Genomic DNA, 18833 nt, shown 5'->3' with positions numbered 1-18833 from the left:
CAAAAGACATATGGGTTCATTACCGGTATGTCAAAAAGCTACATTGATTGCATCGCTATTGAATAGTTAAACCCCAAAAAACTGCTACTGAGGTATAGATCAAATGAAATGTTTAATTAGCACTACACTCAAATCCCTGGAATCGATGTCATCGCTACTAACACCGGTGCAACCCGTTTTGTCCTTGTTTGCCCGATTTTATGTGGCCTGGGTATTCTTCGCATCCGGCTTAACTAAAATTGATGACTGGGAGTCAACCCTGTTTTTGTTTGAATACGAATACCAGGTTCCCCTGCTGAATTTTGTTCTGGCCGCATACCTGGCAACAATCGCCGAACTGATAGCACCGGTTTTATTGTCATTGGGGATCGCCAGTCGCTTTAACGCAATCGTTTTGAGTGTGGTGAATGTGGTCGCCGTGCTCAGTCTTGAAGACATGGCTCCGGCGGCCTTCAACGGTCATGTAATCTGGGGAATGCTATTATTGCAGGTTGCCTTCTGGGGTGCAGGCAAGTTGTCGGTTGACCATATAGTTCGCTCGAAAATGTCCCGTTCTTCGTCTTCTTGCGCATTGGCTTAAGCGCTATCAGTTGTCATGATTAATGCAATGAATGATGGTGAATCCCCAATCCCACATGCTCCCCTTGTTCCACTGGGACAAGGGGATTATTGTATTCCACAGCACTATTTGCGCTACACCCACTCCAAATCCTCCATTGAAAAAATCGTCGCGGAATGTAGTTTTGACAAGAATTACCTATTCTTCGTGGGCGAAGATGAAACTACGGGTCTTTACCTACAGGTGGGGATCGTAGGTTACGATACCTACAAACGCGGCAATAAAAAGATCGTATATGGCCGTAAATGGCGCGTCGATTCGCAAACCCCCACATCGGAAATTATTCAGACCCTGTTTTTAGCTGTCAAAAAAGCGCGCGAACACGAAATCCGGGAACTATTAAAACTGCAGGTAAACGGCAAGTGGAGCGCGCCGTTTAGTACCCATCAGGATCTCCCCCTGATCGCAAAACACGCAGCCCAGTTAAGCCACCGTGATGAAGACTGTTCGTTTTCAGCCTTCAAACAGCATTTAACAATACTGACAAAAAATCTGACCTTTGATGGCAAGCCAATCCAAATGGTGAATATTGAAAAACGGCGCAACACGCAAATCCTGTTAGACCTGCGGCTCCCGGAGCAAGAGGATATCCACCTGTCACTACACACGTCACAAATTCTGACACTTATCCTGCCATCAGCCAGCCCTAATGTGTTTTTACACTTACTTGTGGATGCATTGATCGCAGCAAGCGACGCGTATGTTGCTGAGCATTTTCGCTTTCAAAAGGTCAATCGATTTAGTACCGGGATATCAATATTAGCCCTTGCATCACTCTCGCTTCGCACCCGCGCCGCACAAGGCAATCCGGAGTTAGCACAAAGTTTGGCGCAACTAAATGCCCAGGTTGATCAGTCTCGCGTTCCCACCGTTTCCGGTAGTCAGGCCCGTAAGGTTCAGACAAAACTATATGAATTTGGCACACTGGATGGATTCTATCCGACGTTGTTAACGGATTGACCGCTGTGGATTGATATACATCAACAGCGGCCCTGATTAACGTGACGATGTGGCGTGAGTACCGTAAAGAAAAACCAGAAAGGGCACACAATATCCCAAAATGGCTTTTACCGGCTGGATGCTTGCCTGCCCCAATAAAACTTCATATTGATTAATACACAACAAAACCGTACCCACCACCAGTGCAGTTTTAATACCTTGCCACATTCTCGAGGACAACATTTTTCTCATTTCCTTCTGATTACTGCTGTGCGGGAGGTGAAAGTGCGTCTTCTATTCCCGCAGGATAGCGATGGCTGCGATACATGATTTCACCGCTATCAGAAACAATGACAAAAACAGGGGTACCGAACACATGAAACTGCTGACTGATTTCGCTGTCCTTATCAAACATCACCGGAAAGTCCATTTGATATGAATGCACATATTCTGCCATTCGCTCCGGCGAATCATTGATCCCAACGTTAATAGCCAGGACATCAATGGCCTGTGAAAAGTGCTGATGTAATGCCACAACTTTTGGTGTTGCTTTTCGGCAATAGGGACACCATGTCGCCCAAAAATACACCAGAGTTGGTTTCTTCTGAGTCTGCAGGCGATCATAAAAGTTAAACACTTCGCCTGATCCTGACTGAAACACAAAATCCGGTGCCAAAAAAGATTTCTCAACGTCAGACTGTGCGGTTGCAGTATCCACAGTCAACAACAAAGAAAAGATAAAACCCTTGAGTAATAGGGCATAAAAAGGTCGTACTCGCATAGGCATTGTTCTCACTATTCAATGTAATAGCAGTAATGATAGTGAGTTGATACCGCAGAAAAGCGCAGATACTCTTTTTTATTGAACCGAAACCTTGAAATGTTCACACACTCAGCGTTTGTTTCAATGCTCTAAGGTCGAAGTGCGTATACCCCGCAGAGAGCCTCGTTATAAAGTGGAATAGTTATAGGGAAATGGGATGTGAGATGAAATGATTGTTGATGCCGATGCTTCGAACACTTAACAGAAACGCAACAGCCAGTGTTTTTCAATAGCGATTGAAAGCCACTTTACAAAGTCAACGCCGGGGTAAGTATCAAGTAACGCCGAAACACTTAAACCTGCTGTGATTCCCCTCAACCACTGAAACTCCGCAGCATCCAGACTGTGGATGTCAGGCCGGACAGGTGTTTGAACTACAACACAATAATTGTTTTGCCTCCCCATCTCAGCAATGGCAGCGAGAGCACTCCCCGGTAACTCCTGTCCTTTGGCCAGATTTTGATGAGCCTGCCACATGGGTAAGACGGGATATTCACTTTCCAGCAATGACAGTGAGGGAGAAAGCTGCATAAATACCTGACTTAAATCTGGCTGCTCCAACTGCGACAGTGATTCAGCCACAAACGGGGTCGCCGGACTGCGGGACGCCTGGCTCACCAGCCATTCCAGTCGCGCAATGTCTTGCAAATAGGGGTATTCACTCCGTAACTCGCTCTGTTCCAGTAAGCTATGCAATTGACTTCCCCAGTCTGCCCAATCCCCGGAATCCGGTAGCTCAGTCTTTAACAACCGTCGGCTTAACACCAAAAGCGCGTCGCTACCTATCATTTTATCCAGTACCGGATAGGTGAGTGATAAACTTCGGGCAGCCGTCAACAACACATTGTCCTGATAGATTTGCAGCGCACGTGGCTCTATTGATGCCGTATTCTCGACGCCAAAGATATCCTGCAGCAACTGTGTCTGATAGTCGCTGACCGAAGACGTCAGATTCGTCATATTGCCTCGACTTCCACCAGGTTATCGATAATCCGGCGCGCTTTATTGGCTTCACCCAATAACACGCCCCACTGTGGAATATCATTGTCCCATTCCACCAGCACTGCCGCTTGTGGAAAACGATAATTGGCATACTGAAAGAGTTCCCAGCACTGCGCAGAAACCGGCTGACTATGATCATCTATCAATAAGTTCCCCTGCAACACCGGGCTGGCGCCAGCCAGATGAATTTCTCCCACGCTATTTTGCGGAATGATATCTAACCAGTTTCTGGCTTTTTCAGCCAAATTTCCCGAATCATGATTGTGCAAATTAATTAAAATATTGTTGAGATCCAGTAGTAATCCACACCCCGACTGCTCAGCGACCTGAGTAAGAAACTCGGCTTCACTGTATTCCTGATGTTTAAAACGATGATAAGACACAATATTTTCAATCAGAATTTGTCTGCCCAGTATTTGCTGTACCCGATCAATATTCGACACCAAAGTTTGCAGCGTGCTTTTGTCAAAGCGCAAGGGCAGTAAATCCCCGGCATGAACCAGAGAATTATTGATACGCCCCCAGGTAAAACAGGCGTGCTCAGAGACATAAATTGGATTCACTTTGTTAACAAGGTTGGCAAACTTCTTCAGATACTGACCGTCAACCCCGGCGGCAGAACCCAGCCCCATTGATGTACCATGAATACTCAAAGGCGTTTTGGCGATAACCTGCTCTAAAAACTCAGTTATCGCCGGACTTTCTGCAAAAAAATTTTCTGCATGAATTTCTAAGAAATCCACAGAGAGCGATGCTTGCTGCAAAACATCCTGGTAATGCTCAAACCGCAACCCTACACCCACAGCCGGTTGCCCGGCGACAGGTGGTTTTGCCAGATTTTCTACAAACATCGACTTTCTCCTGGTCATATTAATCAGCTTTTTCCAGCTTTACTTTCGTTGTAGCGTTTTTTAGCCTCAGCTTTGAGCATGCCACCCATGGTTTCACAGGTGCCTTTAGCGACTAATTTCCATTCACCAGGGTCCTTGTCTACCGTTGACTGACCGGCACAAGAATGCGTGCCAGCCAGATTCCCACAGTCATTTTGTCCTGCTGCGGCAATGCCGTAACATTTTTCTTTGCCACCAGCCTGTGCCGGTGCAGCAAGTGTAGTTAACGCAACCGCCAGAGCAGCAGCTGCAATTGCATGTTTGCGATTCATAAATATTTCCTCAATTAAATAGCGGGGGTTAGGTTGGATTCCAACCATTGACTGATTTCCAGATAACTGGATAACCCCACCTGTGTGCCCAGCGTTTGGTCGTGACTGAGCAAAACTAAGGTGGGGATGGCTCGCACACCAAATCGCTGGGATAGTGCCTGTTCTCTGTCAGCATCCACTTTCACCACCCTTACAGCGCCTGCAAACGTTTGTGAAAGCATACTGATGACGGGCTCCAGCTGTCTGCAGGGGCCACACCACTCAGCACTAAACCACAACATTAATAATGGCTCCGGGTAACCGTGGCCATTACTTAGCAACTCCAGAGCATTGGTTTGCATCAACCATTACTCCTCAGCATTGGCTTCGGCAACGGTCAACCCTTCAATTCCGTCCCATACCCGATAGGCGGTTTTCAGGTTTCCAGGTACATCTTCCATCCACTTTTTCTGAACGGTTTTGTTCAGATTCAAATACAACTTGTCGTTTTTGATATAAAAAGCATCCGGGTCAACGTCCAACTTCTTGTTTAACGCCACGCCCATCGCACAATAGCCGCCAAATTGAGGCGCATATTTATCAGCATTTGCCTTGAACAGATCGCGGTTCTTAGCACTGGAAAAGCGGTAAATGGCACCATCATGAGTTGCAGTGTATTTTGCATTGCCTTCAACCGCTTTGTGCTGAGTGAAATATGAAACCGGATCATAACCATGAATGGCCACATCGTTTTCACCCAGATTGATTGAAGACGCGAAACTCAGACTGCTCATCAATAAAGACGCAGCGACACCTGCAAATTTTAACGTTTTTGAGATTTTCATAATTTTTCCTAAGAGGGTTATTCAAGTTAATTTAAAACCGTTGGGAAGTTGTACTCTCAAACTTCCTGTCACTTAAGGTATGAAATTTCAGGGAGCGCCAGGCAACAGATGCGACACATATTGATGCCATTCGTCCAGGCAAGCTGATTGCGGGTAACTGGCTATTATTCCTGACCGGTTATTACCTGCTTTGCCAATCAATAGCGGCGAATTCGCCGGTTTAATAACAATTCGTAACGCTACCAGGCACCTGTACCTGAATAAAAGGATGAGGTTCTATTCAGTGTTTCACCGGATTGCAAATCTACTACAGTAAAGGCAATAGTCTGCTTAGTACTTTGCGGCGTTCCCTGGTAAGAAACGGGTAAAGCGGTAAGCTGATACTCACCAGGTTTGACACTAAAAACCTGGCTGCTCCTGATGCTGAAGTTCGGGTTGTTATCTACAGACACCTTGTAGTTGCGCACTTGCTGACTCTTATTCAGCGTTTTCAGCAGATAGGTGTTTTCGACTTTTCCGGCGGTATTGATGCGATACAGAGCCTGACGGTCTCGCAGTAAATTAACCTCAAACGTATTGCGGCTTATGCCCCAATACACCATTGCTGACAAGGTCAACAATATGGTAAGCGCGTAGCCGAGGTTTAGTCTGTTGGCTTTGACAGGCGTGGCCTGCCTGGCGTATCTGATTAAGCCTTTGGGGTAGTTAAAACGGGCCATAGTGGCATCACAGGCGTCTACGCATAAACCACAATTGATGCAGTCGTATTGCAAACCATCGCGAATATCAATGCCCACCGGACAAACCTGAACACACAACTTGCAATCTACGCAGTCACCCAGCCCTGTGGCTTTCGGGGTATTGCGCTTTCTCGGCCCACGACTCTCACCACGAATGGCATCATAGGCAACCAGTTTGGTAGAAGCATCGAACAGCGCTGCCTGAAAACGGGAATAAGGACAAGCGTGTGTACACATTTTCTCCCGCAGAAAACCGGCATTGAGATAAGTACACAAGGTAAAAAAGGCAACCCAGCCCGTGATCAATGGAGACAATTCGAACCCAACAACCCCCTGATATAAGGCGTCGGATGGCACAAAATAAGCCATAAAGGCCAGTGCTGTAAGTAAAGAAAGCATTGCCCACAGCAGATGCTTTAAGAGTTTTCGGGTGACTTTTTGGTGGCTCCAGGTTTGTCTGTCCAACACCTGGCTTTGATGATGCGTTCCCTCAACCCGTCTTTCTATCCAGTTAAACATCAGTGTCCAGATGGTTTGCGGACAGGTATAACCGCACCACACCCGGCCATATCGTTTTGACACAAAAAACAATACGAAGGCCGCCAACATAAATAGCAATGCCAGTATCAGTAAATCCTGAGGAAACAGCGACAAGCCAAAAATGTCCATGCGCTGGCGGGCGACATCAATCAATATTGCCTGCTGGCCCTGATAACGCAGTAACGGCAATAACACGAAAGCGGCCAGGAGCAGGCTATTCAGTCGACGCCGCAGTCTCTGAAACTGACCAAACTGTTCGCGAATATAAATCTTGCCAGCTGCAACCTTGCTATCGGAAACAGCTGTCCGAATGATAACATTCTGCTCTGCCACCCAGGAATTCTTCACCACACTCTCCACACTTAAGACATGGTGTAACAGTGTATGCAGCCACTCTGTCATTAGTAGATACAGTTTATTAACTTAAATTAGGTACAGTTTGTTATACTGAACGGTATGAGCGAATTTAAATACCAGCAGCTTGCCAGACTATTGAGCAAGCGCATCGAACAACACATCTTGCAGGCAGGCGACAAGTTGCCTTCCATTCGGCAGCTCAGCCAGGAATTCAGTCTGGCCAAAGTGTCTGTGCAACATGCCCTGCACTACCTGGAGGCACAAGGTCTGGTGGAAGCGCGACCACGCTCAGGTTATTACGTCAAAGCTGCCGAAAAAGAACAGCAAGTCGTACCGGGAATGGCATATGAAAGCCCTCCTGAGTTAGTAGATGTGCCTCATATTTTTCAACAAATAATGGCACGCGGTGCAGCATTTGATGTGTTTCCATCGGCACCTCTGCACGATCATCCGCCCCACATTGAAATATTACATCGCGACATCAGCCGGGCACAGCGACAGCGGGCTCAGGAAAACGCCTTGTATTACGGTCCGCCTGAAGGTGACAGATCCTTACGGGCTCAAATTCAAAAACAATATAAGGCCCGCAACTGTGCCCTGGATGTAGACGAAATCTGTATTACCTCTGGCTGCCAGAACAGCTTGTTTATCGCGTTAACAGCCTGTTGTCAGCCTGGTGACACCATAGCAATTGAAAGTCCGGCGTTTTATGGGGTGTTACAAATCGCCCAACAACTGGGCTTAAAAGTACTCGAGATCCCTTGTTCCAGCAGTTCCGGGATGAGTGTCGAGGCACTGTGTAAAGTGATCACCCGTTGGCCTGTGAAAGCCTGTGTCGTTACCCCCAGTTACAGCACACCTACCGGTGCCTGCATGCCTTATCATGAAAAACAAAAACTGGTGGCATTGGCACAACAACACCAGTTTTTCCTCATAGAAGACGATATTTATGGAGAATTGGGGTTTAGCCTGCAGCCAGAGCCACTGAAACATTTTGATCAACTGGGGCAGGTGATTTTATGCAGTTCTTTCTCCAAATCACTGTCACGGGATTTGCGTATCGGTTGGTTTAGTGGTGGCAAACTGCATGAAAAAATGACTTACCTGAAACTGGTTAATCAACTGTCTGGCAGTCAGTCGGTACAATCCGGAGTCGCTAAGTTTCTGGCTGAAGGCCATTACCGACGCCTTCTGAACCGATATCGCCAACGCCTGAAACAGCGGCGTGACAACCTGATTACTGCCCTGAACAACAACTGGTGTAACCATCAGGGTTTTAGCGTACCCGACGGAGGTCTGACACTATGGGTAAAGTTGCCAGATCATATTGATACGCACAAAATGTACCAGCCTCTGTTGCAGCAAGGTATTACAATTACGCCCGGTGTACTGTTTTCCAGTCAGACAGGGTTCCGTAATTATCTGCGATTGAGTTTTGCTCATACCCTGGATAAACCACGAATGAAAGCACTGCGCACCGTGGGACAATTTATCCAAAATTGCTAACAGCCCATGCCACCGAATTGCCAAAATAAGCCGCTGCCTGATGCTTGTTTTTTAAATAATATTATGAAATAACAGTCACCTGCATCAAACAAAGGAATGTGCCATTGAGCAAACCTGTCTATATCATCGGTACCGGTCTCTCTCACAATGGCTCCTGCGTGCTATTAAAAGATGGCTATGTACACACCGCCATTGAAAAAGAGCGCTTAAGTCGAAAAAAAACACGATGGTGGCAATGACACCTTAGCCATCCAATATTGTTTAAAGGCGGCAGGTATAACACTCAAAGATATTGATTTGGTGGTGCAATGCGAAAATTTTGTCTATCCGGATCGAAACAATTTTGGTGGCCCCAGGTTATTCGCACAGTATCAGGCGCTTCCGGTTATCAATATTTCTCATCATTTGGCACATGCCTACAGTGCAGCCGGAACCTGCCCGTTTGAGGAGTCCCACATTCTGGTCGTAGACGGATGTGGCAGTCCTTTTGAGCAGGTCATCGACAAACCTGAAAATGCCATTATTACGCCGAATATCAATGATCTGGCACGTTCAAACCTGGTCTGTGAAAAAGACAGTTTTTATTACTTTGATGGCAGCAAAGTCACTCCTCTTTGTAAGGATTTTAGTGCAACAGGCCTTGCCGCCCCAATGCCGACAACACAGCATTCCATCGGGGGGTTTTATGCCGCGGTTAGTCACCACATCTTTGGCGATATGAGTGATGTTGGGAAATTAATGGGGTTAGCGCCTTTTGGCGACCCCACCCAAATTACCCAAACCGCATTCCAGTTCGAAGGTGACCGACTGCTGATGCATCCGCAATGGTCAAGACCTTTGGTCAGACCTGCCAGCGACCACCATGACATGCGACAGCACTTTGAGTACTACGCCAATATCGCCGCATGGGCCCAGGCAAATGTAACAGACGCGGTACTGACATTAGTGAAAAAGCGCATGAGAGGGCGCAAAAATAAAACGCTCTGTTACAGCGGTGGAGTCGCCCTGAATATTGTGGCGAACAGTAAGCTGCTAACCAATCGCGTGGTAGACTCGCTGTATGTGGAACCCGCTGCCGGTGACAACGGCCTGGCACTGGGCTGTGCGTTTTATGGCTGGTTAGAATACTTTAACAAACCCGCCATACCGCATAACAAGGGCACCTGTTTTGGACGAAAATACCAGCAAACAGACATTATCGCGGCGCTCACCAATCCGGCAGTGGCAGACGCAATTAAATACACCTTAAAAAGTGAACCGGAAATGCTCAGCGAATGTGCCGGCATGCTCAGCGAGGGCCAGGTGGTGGGCTGGTTTCAGGGTGGTTCCGAATTTGGTCCCAGAGCGCTTGGTCACAGAAGTATTCTGGCCCATCCGGGCATTCCATCTTTACACCGCCATATTAATAATAATATTAAAAAACGAGAAGACTTTCGTCCATTTGCACCGTCGGTATTAGAAACTGATGTAAGCACTTACTTTGAGAATGGCTCCGTTAACCCTTACATGTTGTCAGTTGATTTCACCAGACCTCAGTACAAAGATAAACTGCATAATGTTACCCATAGGGATAACTCTGCGCGCATTCAAACGGTAAACCACCAGCAGGATCCCAAATTTGCACAGCTGCTGCAGGCATTTAAAAACATCACCGGTTTTAGCGTGTTACTCAATACCAGTTTAAACCAACGAGGCCAACCTATTGTAGAAACGCCCGAAGAAGCTATTGGATTATTACTGAACAGTGCACTTGACGCACTGGTGATGGAGAACTATATCATCAGGAAACAATCAACAGGCCAGAACTAAGCTCGCCTCCCTGCCCGCCCAAATTGACAATAACTCTCTTAAATCGTCACGATAAATTCTATTTGTTGTACTCAAAAAACATCACAGCTCATACTCCGCAAGTAACCAATTTCGGTTTGATTTAAGGTGATCTAACATGCAACTAGAACAAGGTTTCGTCGTAGCAGAACCCTTTAGGGATCAAGTTAACTTTCCGTACGGCTTTGGTAAAAGTGGTGACTTTTCGATTAACGAAGCGCGTTTACTGGCTAGTTTAGGTTCCCGCCTGTCTAAACTGGAACAAGGCATTGTAGAGCCACAGAATCAGGTAGAAGAAGCCTTTGTTGAAATGTGCTTATCCTTCCGTGAGCCAACAACGAATGTTGAACGCTTATGGCGCAAATATCTGAGACTCACCACCACCCGTCGTTTTCACACGCTACACGGTTGTAGCCGCATTCATGGAAAAGATGTCGGCCCGGTAGAATTGGGCGACGAACTGTAATAATCAGACTGGGCAGGCCGGGCCTGATAGTCCGGCCACAATGCTGTCCTGACTCAAAGCAGATTATCAAAGTCCATCTGAGTGCGTTCTTTGAATTCTTCAAAGATACGAGACTTGTGGGGGCTTTCGTGGGTTTTCACGTAAATTTCAGGCTTTCTTCGGGTGTGAAACAAATCCCGTCTTAAATCTTCCAGGGCCTCAAAACCGGCCACACTGTACAACTCTCCCCAACTGGTTTGATAGGCGGTTCTGACGGTCTGAACTTCTGCAATATTTGGCCAACTTTCAAAATTGATCACCGTTAAGCACTTGATAATACGCGCCGGTGCCAGCAATTTATTTCTGGGAATATCGGAAATACGAATAGGCGGAAACATTTCCTGCAATTGGGTAACAAACTGCAACAGGGACTCGGCCGTGATAGGCTCACAATTTCGGGTAACCAGAATATTAGTGCGGGCATCTATGATGCGATTGAATACACACCACAACACCAGATCCATTGGGTCATTACTCTCTTTTAAAAAGCAAGATTCAATGTCTTTGTCATCCCAGTGATGTATTTCCCCACGGTACACAGTCCAGCGCTTTTTACCGGGGGAACTTAAATCCAGTTCGGAACGAATGGTGATATCAGACAGCAGTAAGCCTTCATCAAAGGCGCGTTTCAGATAAACGATCTTACCTTCTTTTTTGGTGTAGAAGGAATCCAGCTTTCGGCCAATGACGGTGGAATCTTCAATCTTAACCAACTGTTCCTGCTGCTGGATCTTGGCTGACAGGCGTCGATAGCAACCAATGAGAAAGTTGTGAATCTGCTGCCCCAGCGATGAAACTTCAGAAAAGTCCCAGTGTTTTAAATTGTCCAGATGTTGCAAACGGGGACTATTCCAATTCCAGCGAGTCACATACCCTTCGATAATTTGCCGTTTAAAATTGACTTCCCTGGCTAAAGTTGGCTCTGATAGTTTGCACTCACTTTTAATATAAAGACACTTTTTAAGCAGCTCGACCACATCTTCTCGCCCGGCTTTGGAATAGTATTCGATCAACTGATCAAACATCATGGCGTAGGGATCCACCAGCCGTGGATCGTCACTAAAGCGTTCGAAGAAGTGCACCCGCTTTTTCAAAATATTGCACAGTGGCCGTTCCTGCTCAATATTTTCCAGAAATACTTCTAACTTGGCCATTTTCAGTACGGACTTAAAGGGCGAATCCATCGCTTTACTGATTTGCCAGATGGCAGCGCCAAAAATTTCCGCTTTAACCAGTCGCTCCACATTGCCCAAATCCATGAACCATTTGGGATCAGGTTCAGAGCCTGCCTGCAAAATGCCCCACAATTTGCCATATTGCACATCTGTGGTTGACTCAGGCACCAGCCACCAAAAAGGTACTTTGCCGGCAATCATAATATTAGTGGCGTAAAACTCCGACTTTAAAAACACCGCCTGAGCTGAGCCTGCGCTCTCACCACTGGCCTCACCAAAATCGTTGTTTTTCACCATTTCGATTTCAGACAAAAAGAAGTGCACTTCAATATCGTGTACTTCATCTGCCCACTGTTCAACCAGGATGAGTTTTTGCTGCAGCAGCTTTTTTTCACGGGCACTAAACCGGGCACCATCAATACAGACCCAGTAATCAAAATCAGACTTTGCCGATTGTCCAATCGAGCCAATACTGCCCATTAACAAAATCGAATCGATAGCCCGTTTTTTAGGCCAGATGTCGCGTACCTGTTCAATCACTTCCCGGCTTTCCGGGAACAGTGTCAGCAACGCCTCCTTTAACTTATCTTTAAAGTTAAAGTTGGTCAGCCCGTAAGGCACATTTTCGGTTTCAATAAAGCCGGGAAAGTTTTTGTGATTAATGTGTAACAGAAAGGGGAGAACGTGAAACAACGGCTGCTTGCTCTCGGGTAACAGGGCTATCGCTCTGTCGGTGCGAAGCTTGTTGTACTTTAAAACTGACTTAAGTCGAATTTTAAGATTTTGTTGTACATTCACCATTGCTCAGGGACTCAGTCACTTTCTCTGTCATCAGGCAAAATGCCCGAGATAATTTAATTACATGCAGTGTGTTAAACGTAAAGCAGGCATTGTATTGAGTGCAGCTTTGAATGCCAATAAAATTAACGTTTAGTGTTTTAAATCGCTATGGATGTTGTGATTCCGTTACCTGTTTATATAGCTGTAGCGCCTGGTCCTTATCATTTACCGCTTCTTTTACCCTGGCCAACAACTGAATATCGTGGGCATTATTGTTGAGCCTGATGACCTTTTGCAGAACCTTCTCAGCCAGCGGAATATCTCCACAATTGTAGGATAATTCCCCTAATGTCGAAAGCAAATCCACATTATTTTCATCTTGCTTTAACCAAAACTCCAGTTTCTTTTTACTCTCTATCGGCTGTTTTAACTTTAATTTTCTGAAATAGGGCAATAATTCTGGTACCGGCGCTTTAGGTTGAAATCTGACCAGATAAGTTTCGGCTTTTTGATGGTAATTTTGTGCAATCAATTGCGCAATTAAGGCACTTTGTAAACTGCTGTCTTTTTTCGCTCTTCCCGGCTGTTGCTCCCAATATTCAAGCAGTGCTTCTGCACCTTCTTTACTGGCAACCTCACTAAAAATGCCTATCGCAAGTTTGCGTTTCCAGTCATTGAAATCCTGTTTGCTCAACTGCCGTTTGCTGGCTTCCAGTAACGTCATGGCTTCGCGCCATTTGCCACCACCAGACAAGGCATTGAGTTTAATGTGCAGCGCCATTTTATGAGAAGAGTCTGTTAACAGCGCAGCGGCTTCGTCGGGATTGTTATGAGACTGGTAAAAATCCGCCAATTGCAAGGTTGCGGATTGCTGTGTTTTTTCAAACTTTTGCGCCTGCAACAAGGCCTTTTTCTGCCCGTCAAAATCAGCCTTGCTGGCGGCAATTTTTGCCTGCATCAACAACACCAGGCCATCCTGGTAACTGATATTTACTTTGTTCAGGTGTTTTTCTGCTGTATCAAAGTCCTCGGCAATCCAGGCCAACAGTGCTTTGTCGTAATTGGCCTTTTGCCGGTTACTGCCAAAATCAGTAAACCAATGCCAGGAGTAAGCTCCCATAGACGTAAAGGTGCGAATCATTTTTAGGCCTATCCAGCTAACCAGCGCCGTACCCAGCAGCAGGATCAAGGCCGATACCACTGTCATTTCAATTTTATAGGTGCCTATGCTGATCAAAACATAGCCGGTGTCTTCGGCAATCGCTGAACTGTAAAACAAGCCCAGCGCTATCAAAGCAATCAAACACAATATCAGAATAATGGTTTTGCTCATTATCTTTCCCCGACCAGGTGTTCATTCACGTACCTTACCGACATAAATGACATAGTAACCACCTTAGGGAACGGTTGCCTGGCCAGTTCTGCCAGATCCTGTTGCAGGGTATTAAACACCTGTCCCTGATGGTCAAACTCCATCAGGGTTGATTGTGCCTGTTGCAGGGCCTGTTGATACAGGGCCTCATCGCGTTGCAGCACCGCATGGCGCATGGTTAACATCTGATAATTTAACGAAGCTCTGGTAAGCGCCTGTTGTTGTACGGACAGATAGGGCGTAAGCGGCTGTTCCAGTTTTTCTATCGTTAAAAAGTCATCCACCAGATTTTGCCACAGTATTTTAAGATTGCTCCACCATTGCGCGGTATCATCAGAAGGCTGCAGTGGTTCCGCTGAAAAGTGCGCTTCCGGCGTGGGGAAAGTCAGCTCTGGCACCCGTTGCAACATCGCCCCAATGACAAAGGCCATGGTTTCAGGTTTGTCCTGTTCCAGTTCCCTCAAAGCGCGGATATCTGCTGCCAGCATTTCCCGCAACGGCAGCAGATTTTGATCGGCCTTGCGCAATAGTACGGCTTCCACTTCCCGCAACAACGCCAGTGCTGAAGCAATATCCTTCTCGACATTCGCCTTGCGGGCCGCCATGCGGATCAGATAACTGATTTCAGACAAATCCAGATCCTGTTCCGCGCCTGCCAGTTGTTCTGCGACATCGGCTTTTAACGTAGTGACAGTATTGCTGACCTGTTGTTCCAGTGCCGACAGGGCTTGGCGGGTTTGGGCCAGTTCAGCCTCAGTTGCCTGTTGAACAGAGCGTGTCTTGTCGCTGAACTCGGTTTCTAATTGTTGCCTGAAAACACTGCGCTGCTGTGCCTGTTCGTCTTGCACAGATTGTAGCTGCTGCCACTGAGTCCACCCCCACCAGGCACCACCGGATAACGCGGCAATCAACAAGGTATTGAGCAACACTAAAAACCAGATAGCAGGATTAGTGCGCCGCGCAGGCCTGGCGACTTCGGTTTTTTGAGGGCGGGTAATTTTGCGTTGTGATTTGCGACTATTGGCAGGACTGGGCTTATATTGACTGGTTTGTTCTGCCGTTGCCGGGCTCGCTGAGGGGATTTGTGCCGTCTCAGCACTTTGTTCCTTGTTGTCCGGTTGAACAGACGTTGCGCCATTGGTGTTTTTTTCTGAATTCGTCATGCACCTTTCCTGTCCCGCAGCACCTCAAGCCAGGCTTTTGGTGTCGCGCCATTAGCAATTAATGTGTTATTACAACCCTGTCGCTTAGCCGCCAGGGCGACCCGTTCACTGGGCACTATCAGCGTCATTTGCGTTAATTTTTTCGGCCAATTTGCATAGGCCGCCTGAAATAAATCTTCACTACCGATGATAGCAGTATTCACAGCACAATCATCAATAGCTTGTGCAATTTCTTGTGAGTTAATGGCGTTTACCTGTCGGCGATACAGATTCAGGTAACGCACTTCGGCACCTGCTGCTGATAAATGAGAAGACAGATAATCCCGCCCTCCTACGCCTTTCACAATGGTGACCCGTTTTCCTGCTGCGATCATGGGCTTTATGGCCTGCCACAGCCCTTCACTGGATTCTACCCCGGGAGATGCCACTGTGCCGGTATACCGGGATAACCTGTCGGCTGTTTTGCGCCCTACTGCCCACACTGCGCCGCGGTGGTGCAACTGCCCCTGATAAAAATGCAATTGTTTTACCGCATTTTTGCTCAGGCAAATAATAAGGTCACTGTCGCGAAACCGGTTGGCAATCAATTGCGGACTCACCGCCAGCGCAGATATTTTAAGCACTGGCGCCAGCAGTGTGCCATAACCTGAAGACGCCAGCTGCGCATTGAGTTCGGCGGAGCCCTCCCGGGTTTTAACAATGAGCAGAGTTTCGGTCATAAACTAGTTATACAACGCCGTTAATAGTTCGGCGGCACCCCTGGATAATAACTGTTCAGCCACCTTTATGCCTAGTGCCTGCGCATCGGTTCCGGACGCTTCTGCCTGTAGCAAAGTGCCACCGTCCGGGCTGCCCACTAAACCGCGCAGATAAATCCCCTTTTCCGTCAGTTGAGCGAACCCTGCAATCGGTACCTGACAGCCCCCCTCCAGACGCTTATTCATTGCTCTCTCAGCCTGAACTCTGCGGGCCGTATCTGCGTCATTCAATGGCGCTAACAGAGCAATCAGTTGTGCATCATCGGTGCGGCATTCAATGCCCACTGCGCCTTGTCCAACCGCTGGTAAACTCAGTTTATAGGGCAACGTTTGTCTGATGCGTTCTTCCATGCCCAGCCTGATCAAGCCGGCGCTGGCTAAAATAATGGCGTCGTAATGACCATCATCTAACTTTTGCAAACGGGTATTCACATTGCCCCTGAGGTCTTTAATTACCAGGTCCGGACGATAGTGTTTTATCTGACATTGTCTGCGCAGGCTGGAAGTCCCTAATACGGCACCCTCAGGCAATGCTTCAAGCGAAGTGTAATTATTGCTGACAAAAGCGTCTCCCGGGTTTTCCCGTTCGCAAATCGCAAAAATATCGAATCCCTGGGGAAACTCCATGGGCACGTCTTTCATTGAGTGCACTGCAATATCCGCCCGCCCTTCCATCATGGCGATTTCAAGTTCTTTGATAAACAGCCCTTTCCCACCGACTTTAGACAAGGGGGAATCCAGGATCTGATCGCCTTTGGTCACCATAGGAACCAGTTCCACCTGTATACCCGGATGGGCTTGCTCCAACCTGGCTTTCACATCTTCTGCCTGCCAAAGCGCCAGGGCACTTTTGCGGGTCGCTATTTTTATTACTCTTTCTACCGTCATGATTACTTACTGGTTAACCCCGATTTGGCTAGTCTATCACTCCTGGTTTTATCAGTCGCCTGTTTGAATTTTCCGGTACTCACACCCTCCGGAAATAATACACAATCCCATGCGCGCGGGGTGTCTCTCTGATATACTGCGCCCCGGTATTTTTTACTTCGAGAGGCTTAGCCGTGTACGCAACTAGCAAAACATTTTACATCGCTAAGCCCACTGACTTGAAAACTGGTTTTTAAACAACTCCTTATTAGAGCAACAGGACAACTATGATGAAGATACTGGTAATTGGCGGTGGCGGAAGAGAACACGCTTTAGCCTATAAAGTGGCACAATCTCCCGATGTGGAAACGGTATTCGTTGCACCGGGCAATGCCGGCACTGCTGAAGAACACAAATGTCAAAACATCGATATCGCGGCGGAAGATATTCAGGGATTACTGACATTTGCCCAATCTAATCAGGTTGAACTAACCATTGTTGGCCCTGAAGCGCCTTTAGTATTAGGGATTTCAGATCTGTTTGAACAACATGGGTTAAAGATATTTGGTCCAAGTAAAGCGGCAGCCCAGTTGGAAGGTTCAAAATCGTTCAGCAAAGACTTTCTGGCCAGGCATCAAATCCCTACCGCAGCGTACGCGGTATTTGACGCAATTGAACCGGCCATTGCTTATGTCAAAGCCCAGGGAGTACCTATTGTTGTTAAAGCCGACGGACTGGCGGCAGGTAAAGGCGTAATAGTGGCGGAAACCGAACAACAAGCGATCAACGCAATTCAGGACATGCTGGCAGACAATAAGTTTGGTGTTGCCGGTTCCAGAGTGGTAATCGAGGAATTTCTGGAAGGTGAAGAGGCCAGTTTTATTGTGATGGCCGATGGCAAAACCGCACTGCCTTTTGCCACCAGCCAGGATCACAAACGCGTTGGCGAAGGTGATTCCGGCCTCAATACCGGCGGCATGGGCGCCTATTCACCAGCCCCCGTGGTAACACCTGAGATCCACCAGCGCATTATGGATGAAGTGATCAACCCTACCATTAACGGCATGATTCAGGACGGCATGCCCTACACCGGCTTTTTGTATGCGGGTTTAATGATCACGAAGGAGGGTACCCCGAAAGTAATCGAATTTAACTGTCGGTTTGGCGATCCGGAGACGCAGCCAATCATGATGCGCCTGGAATCTGATCTGGTGGAATTAGTATTGGCCGCGTTAGATAAATCACTACACACCACCCGCATTTCCTTTTCAGAGCAGGCAGCGGTTGGCGTCGTTTTGGCGGCAGGTGGCTATCCTGAAGCCTATGCAAAAGGGCAAAAAATCAACGGATTAGACGCAGCAAAACAACATCCGGGTAAAGTTTTTCATGCCGGCACTAAAACCGAAGGTGAGTTTGTACTTACTAACGGTGGGCGCGTATTATGCGCAACTGCACTGGGAAATTCCGTTACTGAAGCACAAAAATCAGCCTATGAACTGGTGAAGTATATAAATTGGGAAGAAATGTACTTCAGAAACGATATCGCGTGGCGTGCCATTGCCCGTGAAGCTTAACTAAACAGCATTTTGCAAACCTGTTCGATTAATTTAGCTGCTTAATCAGAAATTTTAGCTGCATTTTATCCGATCGTTTGTTGCTATATTAAAAATCCAGGCAAATGCCTGGATTTTTTTGTATTTGGCTCATTGGTTTTCCCTAACTGTATGAAAAATAGCGACTTTATAGTACAAAATCAGCGAAATAAGCTACGTTGAACCCCACATCAGTCCGTTTTTACCGGGTGCAAAAAATCCAGGAAATATTTGTGAGTACCCACCAACCTAAAAAATCGCTCATTTTTCACTCATCTCCTA

At 47.1% G+C, this 18833-nt stretch carries 20 protein-coding genes; 7 read left to right on the top strand and 13 right to left on the bottom strand.

The features are described from left to right. Positions 1-103 precede the first annotated feature (103 nt). The gene (locus LJ740_RS14205; RefSeq protein WP_229529770.1) at positions 104-580 is read left to right on the top strand and encodes a DoxX family protein; all 477 of its coding nucleotides are present in this window, start codon (positions 104-106) and stop codon (positions 578-580) included. A 15-nt stretch (positions 581-595) separates the two neighbouring features. Beyond that, positions 596-1579 carry a hypothetical protein gene (locus tag LJ740_RS14200; RefSeq protein WP_229529769.1) on the top strand — a complete coding sequence of 328 codons (984 nt, stop codon included), beginning with the start codon at positions 596-598 and terminating at the stop codon, positions 1577-1579. A 36-nt stretch (positions 1580-1615) separates the two neighbouring features. On the opposite strand, the gene nrtS is transcribed toward LJ740_RS14200, so the two are convergent. The 8 genes from nrtS to ccoG form a co-directional block, all read right to left on the bottom strand. After that, a complete protein-coding gene (nrtS, locus tag LJ740_RS14195) occupies positions 1616-1801 on the bottom strand; it encodes a nitrate/nitrite transporter NrtS (RefSeq protein WP_229529768.1) in 186 nt (61 codons plus the stop codon). Positions 1802-1820: 19 nt separating this feature from the next. Further along, positions 1821-2339: a TlpA family protein disulfide reductase gene (locus tag LJ740_RS14190; protein ID WP_229529767.1), complete on the bottom strand. Its 519-nt coding sequence runs from the start codon at positions 2337-2339 to the stop codon at positions 1821-1823. 240 nt (positions 2340-2579) lie between these two features. After that, a complete protein-coding gene (locus LJ740_RS14185) occupies positions 2580-3341 on the bottom strand; it encodes an HvfC/BufC family peptide modification chaperone (protein WP_229529766.1) in 762 nt (253 codons plus the stop codon). Further along, positions 3338-4234: a DUF692 domain-containing protein gene (locus LJ740_RS14180; RefSeq protein ID WP_229529765.1), complete on the bottom strand. Its 897-nt coding sequence runs from the start codon at positions 4232-4234 to the stop codon at positions 3338-3340. The genes LJ740_RS14185 and LJ740_RS14180 overlap by 4 nt, the downstream gene beginning before the upstream one ends. Positions 4235-4257: 23 nt before the next feature. Continuing rightward, positions 4258-4545, bottom strand: a complete 288-nt coding sequence (locus tag LJ740_RS14175; protein ID WP_229529764.1) for a BufA1 family periplasmic bufferin-type metallophore — start codon at positions 4543-4545, stop codon at positions 4258-4260. Between the two features lie 14 nt (positions 4546-4559). Further along, positions 4560-4886, bottom strand: coding sequence for a thioredoxin family protein (locus LJ740_RS14170; RefSeq protein ID WP_229529763.1), 327 nt, complete (start codon positions 4884-4886; stop codon positions 4560-4562). Between the two features lie 6 nt (positions 4887-4892). Further along, a complete protein-coding gene (locus LJ740_RS14165; RefSeq protein ID WP_229529762.1) occupies positions 4893-5369 on the bottom strand; it encodes a YHS domain-containing (seleno)protein in 477 nt (158 codons plus the stop codon). A gap of 239 nt (positions 5370-5608) precedes the next feature. Further along, positions 5609-6997 carry a cytochrome c oxidase accessory protein CcoG gene (gene ccoG / locus LJ740_RS14160; RefSeq protein WP_229529761.1) on the bottom strand — a complete coding sequence of 463 codons (1389 nt, stop codon included), beginning with the start codon at positions 6995-6997 and terminating at the stop codon, positions 5609-5611. Between the two features lie 108 nt (positions 6998-7105). On the opposite strand from ccoG, the gene LJ740_RS14155 reads away from it, so the two are divergent. The 4 genes from LJ740_RS14155 (at position 7106) to maoP (ending at position 10805) form a co-directional block, all read left to right on the top strand. Beyond that, positions 7106-8512: an aminotransferase-like domain-containing protein gene (locus tag LJ740_RS14155; RefSeq protein ID WP_229529760.1), complete on the top strand. Its 1407-nt coding sequence runs from the start codon at positions 7106-7108 to the stop codon at positions 8510-8512. Between the two features lie 104 nt (positions 8513-8616). After that, on the top strand, positions 8617-8751 hold the full coding sequence (locus LJ740_RS23155; protein WP_267498295.1) for a hypothetical protein: 135 nt from the start codon (positions 8617-8619) through the stop codon (positions 8749-8751). Between the two features lie 61 nt (positions 8752-8812). Then, the gene (locus tag LJ740_RS14150) at positions 8813-10321 is read left to right on the top strand and encodes a carbamoyltransferase C-terminal domain-containing protein (protein WP_229530171.1); all 1509 of its coding nucleotides are present in this window, start codon (positions 8813-8815) and stop codon (positions 10319-10321) included. Positions 10322-10457: 136 nt separating this feature from the next. After that, positions 10458-10805, top strand: coding sequence for a DUF413 domain-containing protein (gene maoP / locus LJ740_RS14145; protein WP_229529759.1), 348 nt, complete (start codon positions 10458-10460; stop codon positions 10803-10805). A gap of 53 nt (positions 10806-10858) precedes the next feature. Here maoP and LJ740_RS14140 read toward each other — a convergent pair whose 3' ends face one another. The 5 genes from LJ740_RS14140 to hemC form a co-directional block, all read right to left on the bottom strand. Continuing rightward, positions 10859-12817, bottom strand: coding sequence for a class I adenylate cyclase (locus tag LJ740_RS14140; RefSeq protein WP_229529758.1), 1959 nt, complete (start codon positions 12815-12817; stop codon positions 10859-10861). A 148-nt stretch (positions 12818-12965) separates the two neighbouring features. Then, positions 12966-14132: a heme biosynthesis HemY N-terminal domain-containing protein gene (locus tag LJ740_RS14135; RefSeq protein ID WP_229529757.1), complete on the bottom strand. Its 1167-nt coding sequence runs from the start codon at positions 14130-14132 to the stop codon at positions 12966-12968. Then, on the bottom strand, positions 14132-15334 hold the full coding sequence (locus LJ740_RS14130) for a uroporphyrinogen-III C-methyltransferase (RefSeq protein WP_229529756.1): 1203 nt from the start codon (positions 15332-15334) through the stop codon (positions 14132-14134). Before LJ740_RS14130 ends, LJ740_RS14135 begins: the two co-directional genes overlap by 1 nt. After that, positions 15331-16053, bottom strand: a complete 723-nt coding sequence (locus LJ740_RS14125; protein ID WP_229529755.1) for a uroporphyrinogen-III synthase — start codon at positions 16051-16053, stop codon at positions 15331-15333. Before LJ740_RS14125 ends, LJ740_RS14130 begins: the two co-directional genes overlap by 4 nt. Before the next feature lie 3 nt (positions 16054-16056). After that, a complete protein-coding gene (gene hemC, locus LJ740_RS14120; protein WP_229529754.1) occupies positions 16057-16980 on the bottom strand; it encodes a hydroxymethylbilane synthase in 924 nt (307 codons plus the stop codon). Between the two features lie 269 nt (positions 16981-17249). Between hemC and purD the strand changes: the two genes are divergently transcribed. Further along, positions 17250-18533 (top strand): phosphoribosylamine--glycine ligase, encoded by a 1284-nt coding sequence (gene purD / locus LJ740_RS14115; protein WP_229529753.1) that lies wholly within the window; start codon positions 17250-17252, stop codon positions 18531-18533. Positions 18534-18833: the final 300 nt, after the last annotated feature.

This window comes from Planctobacterium marinum, assembly GCF_020687805.1.
Lineage (GTDB): Bacteria > Pseudomonadota > Gammaproteobacteria > Enterobacterales > Alteromonadaceae > Planctobacterium > Planctobacterium marinum.
The sequence above is the reverse complement of the archived record's forward strand: the minus strand, read 5'-3'. Positions and strand labels throughout refer to the sequence as shown.

Coding starts and splice junctions, on each gene's coding strand:
- LJ740_RS14205 (WP_229529770.1), top strand. CDS start 104: ATGAAATGTTTAATTAGCACTACACTCAAATCCCTGGAATCGATGTCA.
- LJ740_RS14200 (WP_229529769.1), top strand. CDS start 596: ATGATTAATGCAATGAATGATGGTGAATCCCCAATCCCACATGCTCCC.
- nrtS (WP_229529768.1), bottom strand. CDS start 1,801: ATGTTGTCCTCGAGAATGTGGCAAGGTATTAAAACTGCACTGGTGGTG.
- LJ740_RS14190 (WP_229529767.1), bottom strand. CDS start 2,339: ATGCGAGTACGACCTTTTTATGCCCTATTACTCAAGGGTTTTATCTTT.
- LJ740_RS14185 (WP_229529766.1), bottom strand. CDS start 3,341: ATGACGAATCTGACGTCTTCGGTCAGCGACTATCAGACACAGTTGCTG.
- LJ740_RS14180 (WP_229529765.1), bottom strand. CDS start 4,234: ATGTTTGTAGAAAATCTGGCAAAACCACCTGTCGCCGGGCAACCGGCT.
- LJ740_RS14175 (WP_229529764.1), bottom strand. CDS start 4,545: ATGAATCGCAAACATGCAATTGCAGCTGCTGCTCTGGCGGTTGCGTTA.
- LJ740_RS14170 (WP_229529763.1), bottom strand. CDS start 4,886: ATGCAAACCAATGCTCTGGAGTTGCTAAGTAATGGCCACGGTTACCCG.
- LJ740_RS14165 (WP_229529762.1), bottom strand. CDS start 5,369: ATGAAAATCTCAAAAACGTTAAAATTTGCAGGTGTCGCTGCGTCTTTA.
- LJ740_RS14155 (WP_229529760.1), top strand. CDS start 7,106: ATGAGCGAATTTAAATACCAGCAGCTTGCCAGACTATTGAGCAAGCGC.
- maoP (WP_229529759.1), top strand. CDS start 10,458: ATGCAACTAGAACAAGGTTTCGTCGTAGCAGAACCCTTTAGGGATCAA.
- LJ740_RS14135 (WP_229529757.1), bottom strand. CDS start 14,132: ATGAGCAAAACCATTATTCTGATATTGTGTTTGATTGCTTTGATAGCG.
- LJ740_RS14130 (WP_229529756.1), bottom strand. CDS start 15,334: ATGACGAATTCAGAAAAAAACACCAATGGCGCAACGTCTGTTCAACCG.
- LJ740_RS14125 (WP_229529755.1), bottom strand. CDS start 16,053: ATGACCGAAACTCTGCTCATTGTTAAAACCCGGGAGGGCTCCGCCGAA.
- hemC (WP_229529754.1), bottom strand. CDS start 16,980: ATGACGGTAGAAAGAGTAATAAAAATAGCGACCCGCAAAAGTGCCCTG.
- purD (WP_229529753.1), top strand. CDS start 17,250: ATGAAGATACTGGTAATTGGCGGTGGCGGAAGAGAACACGCTTTAGCC.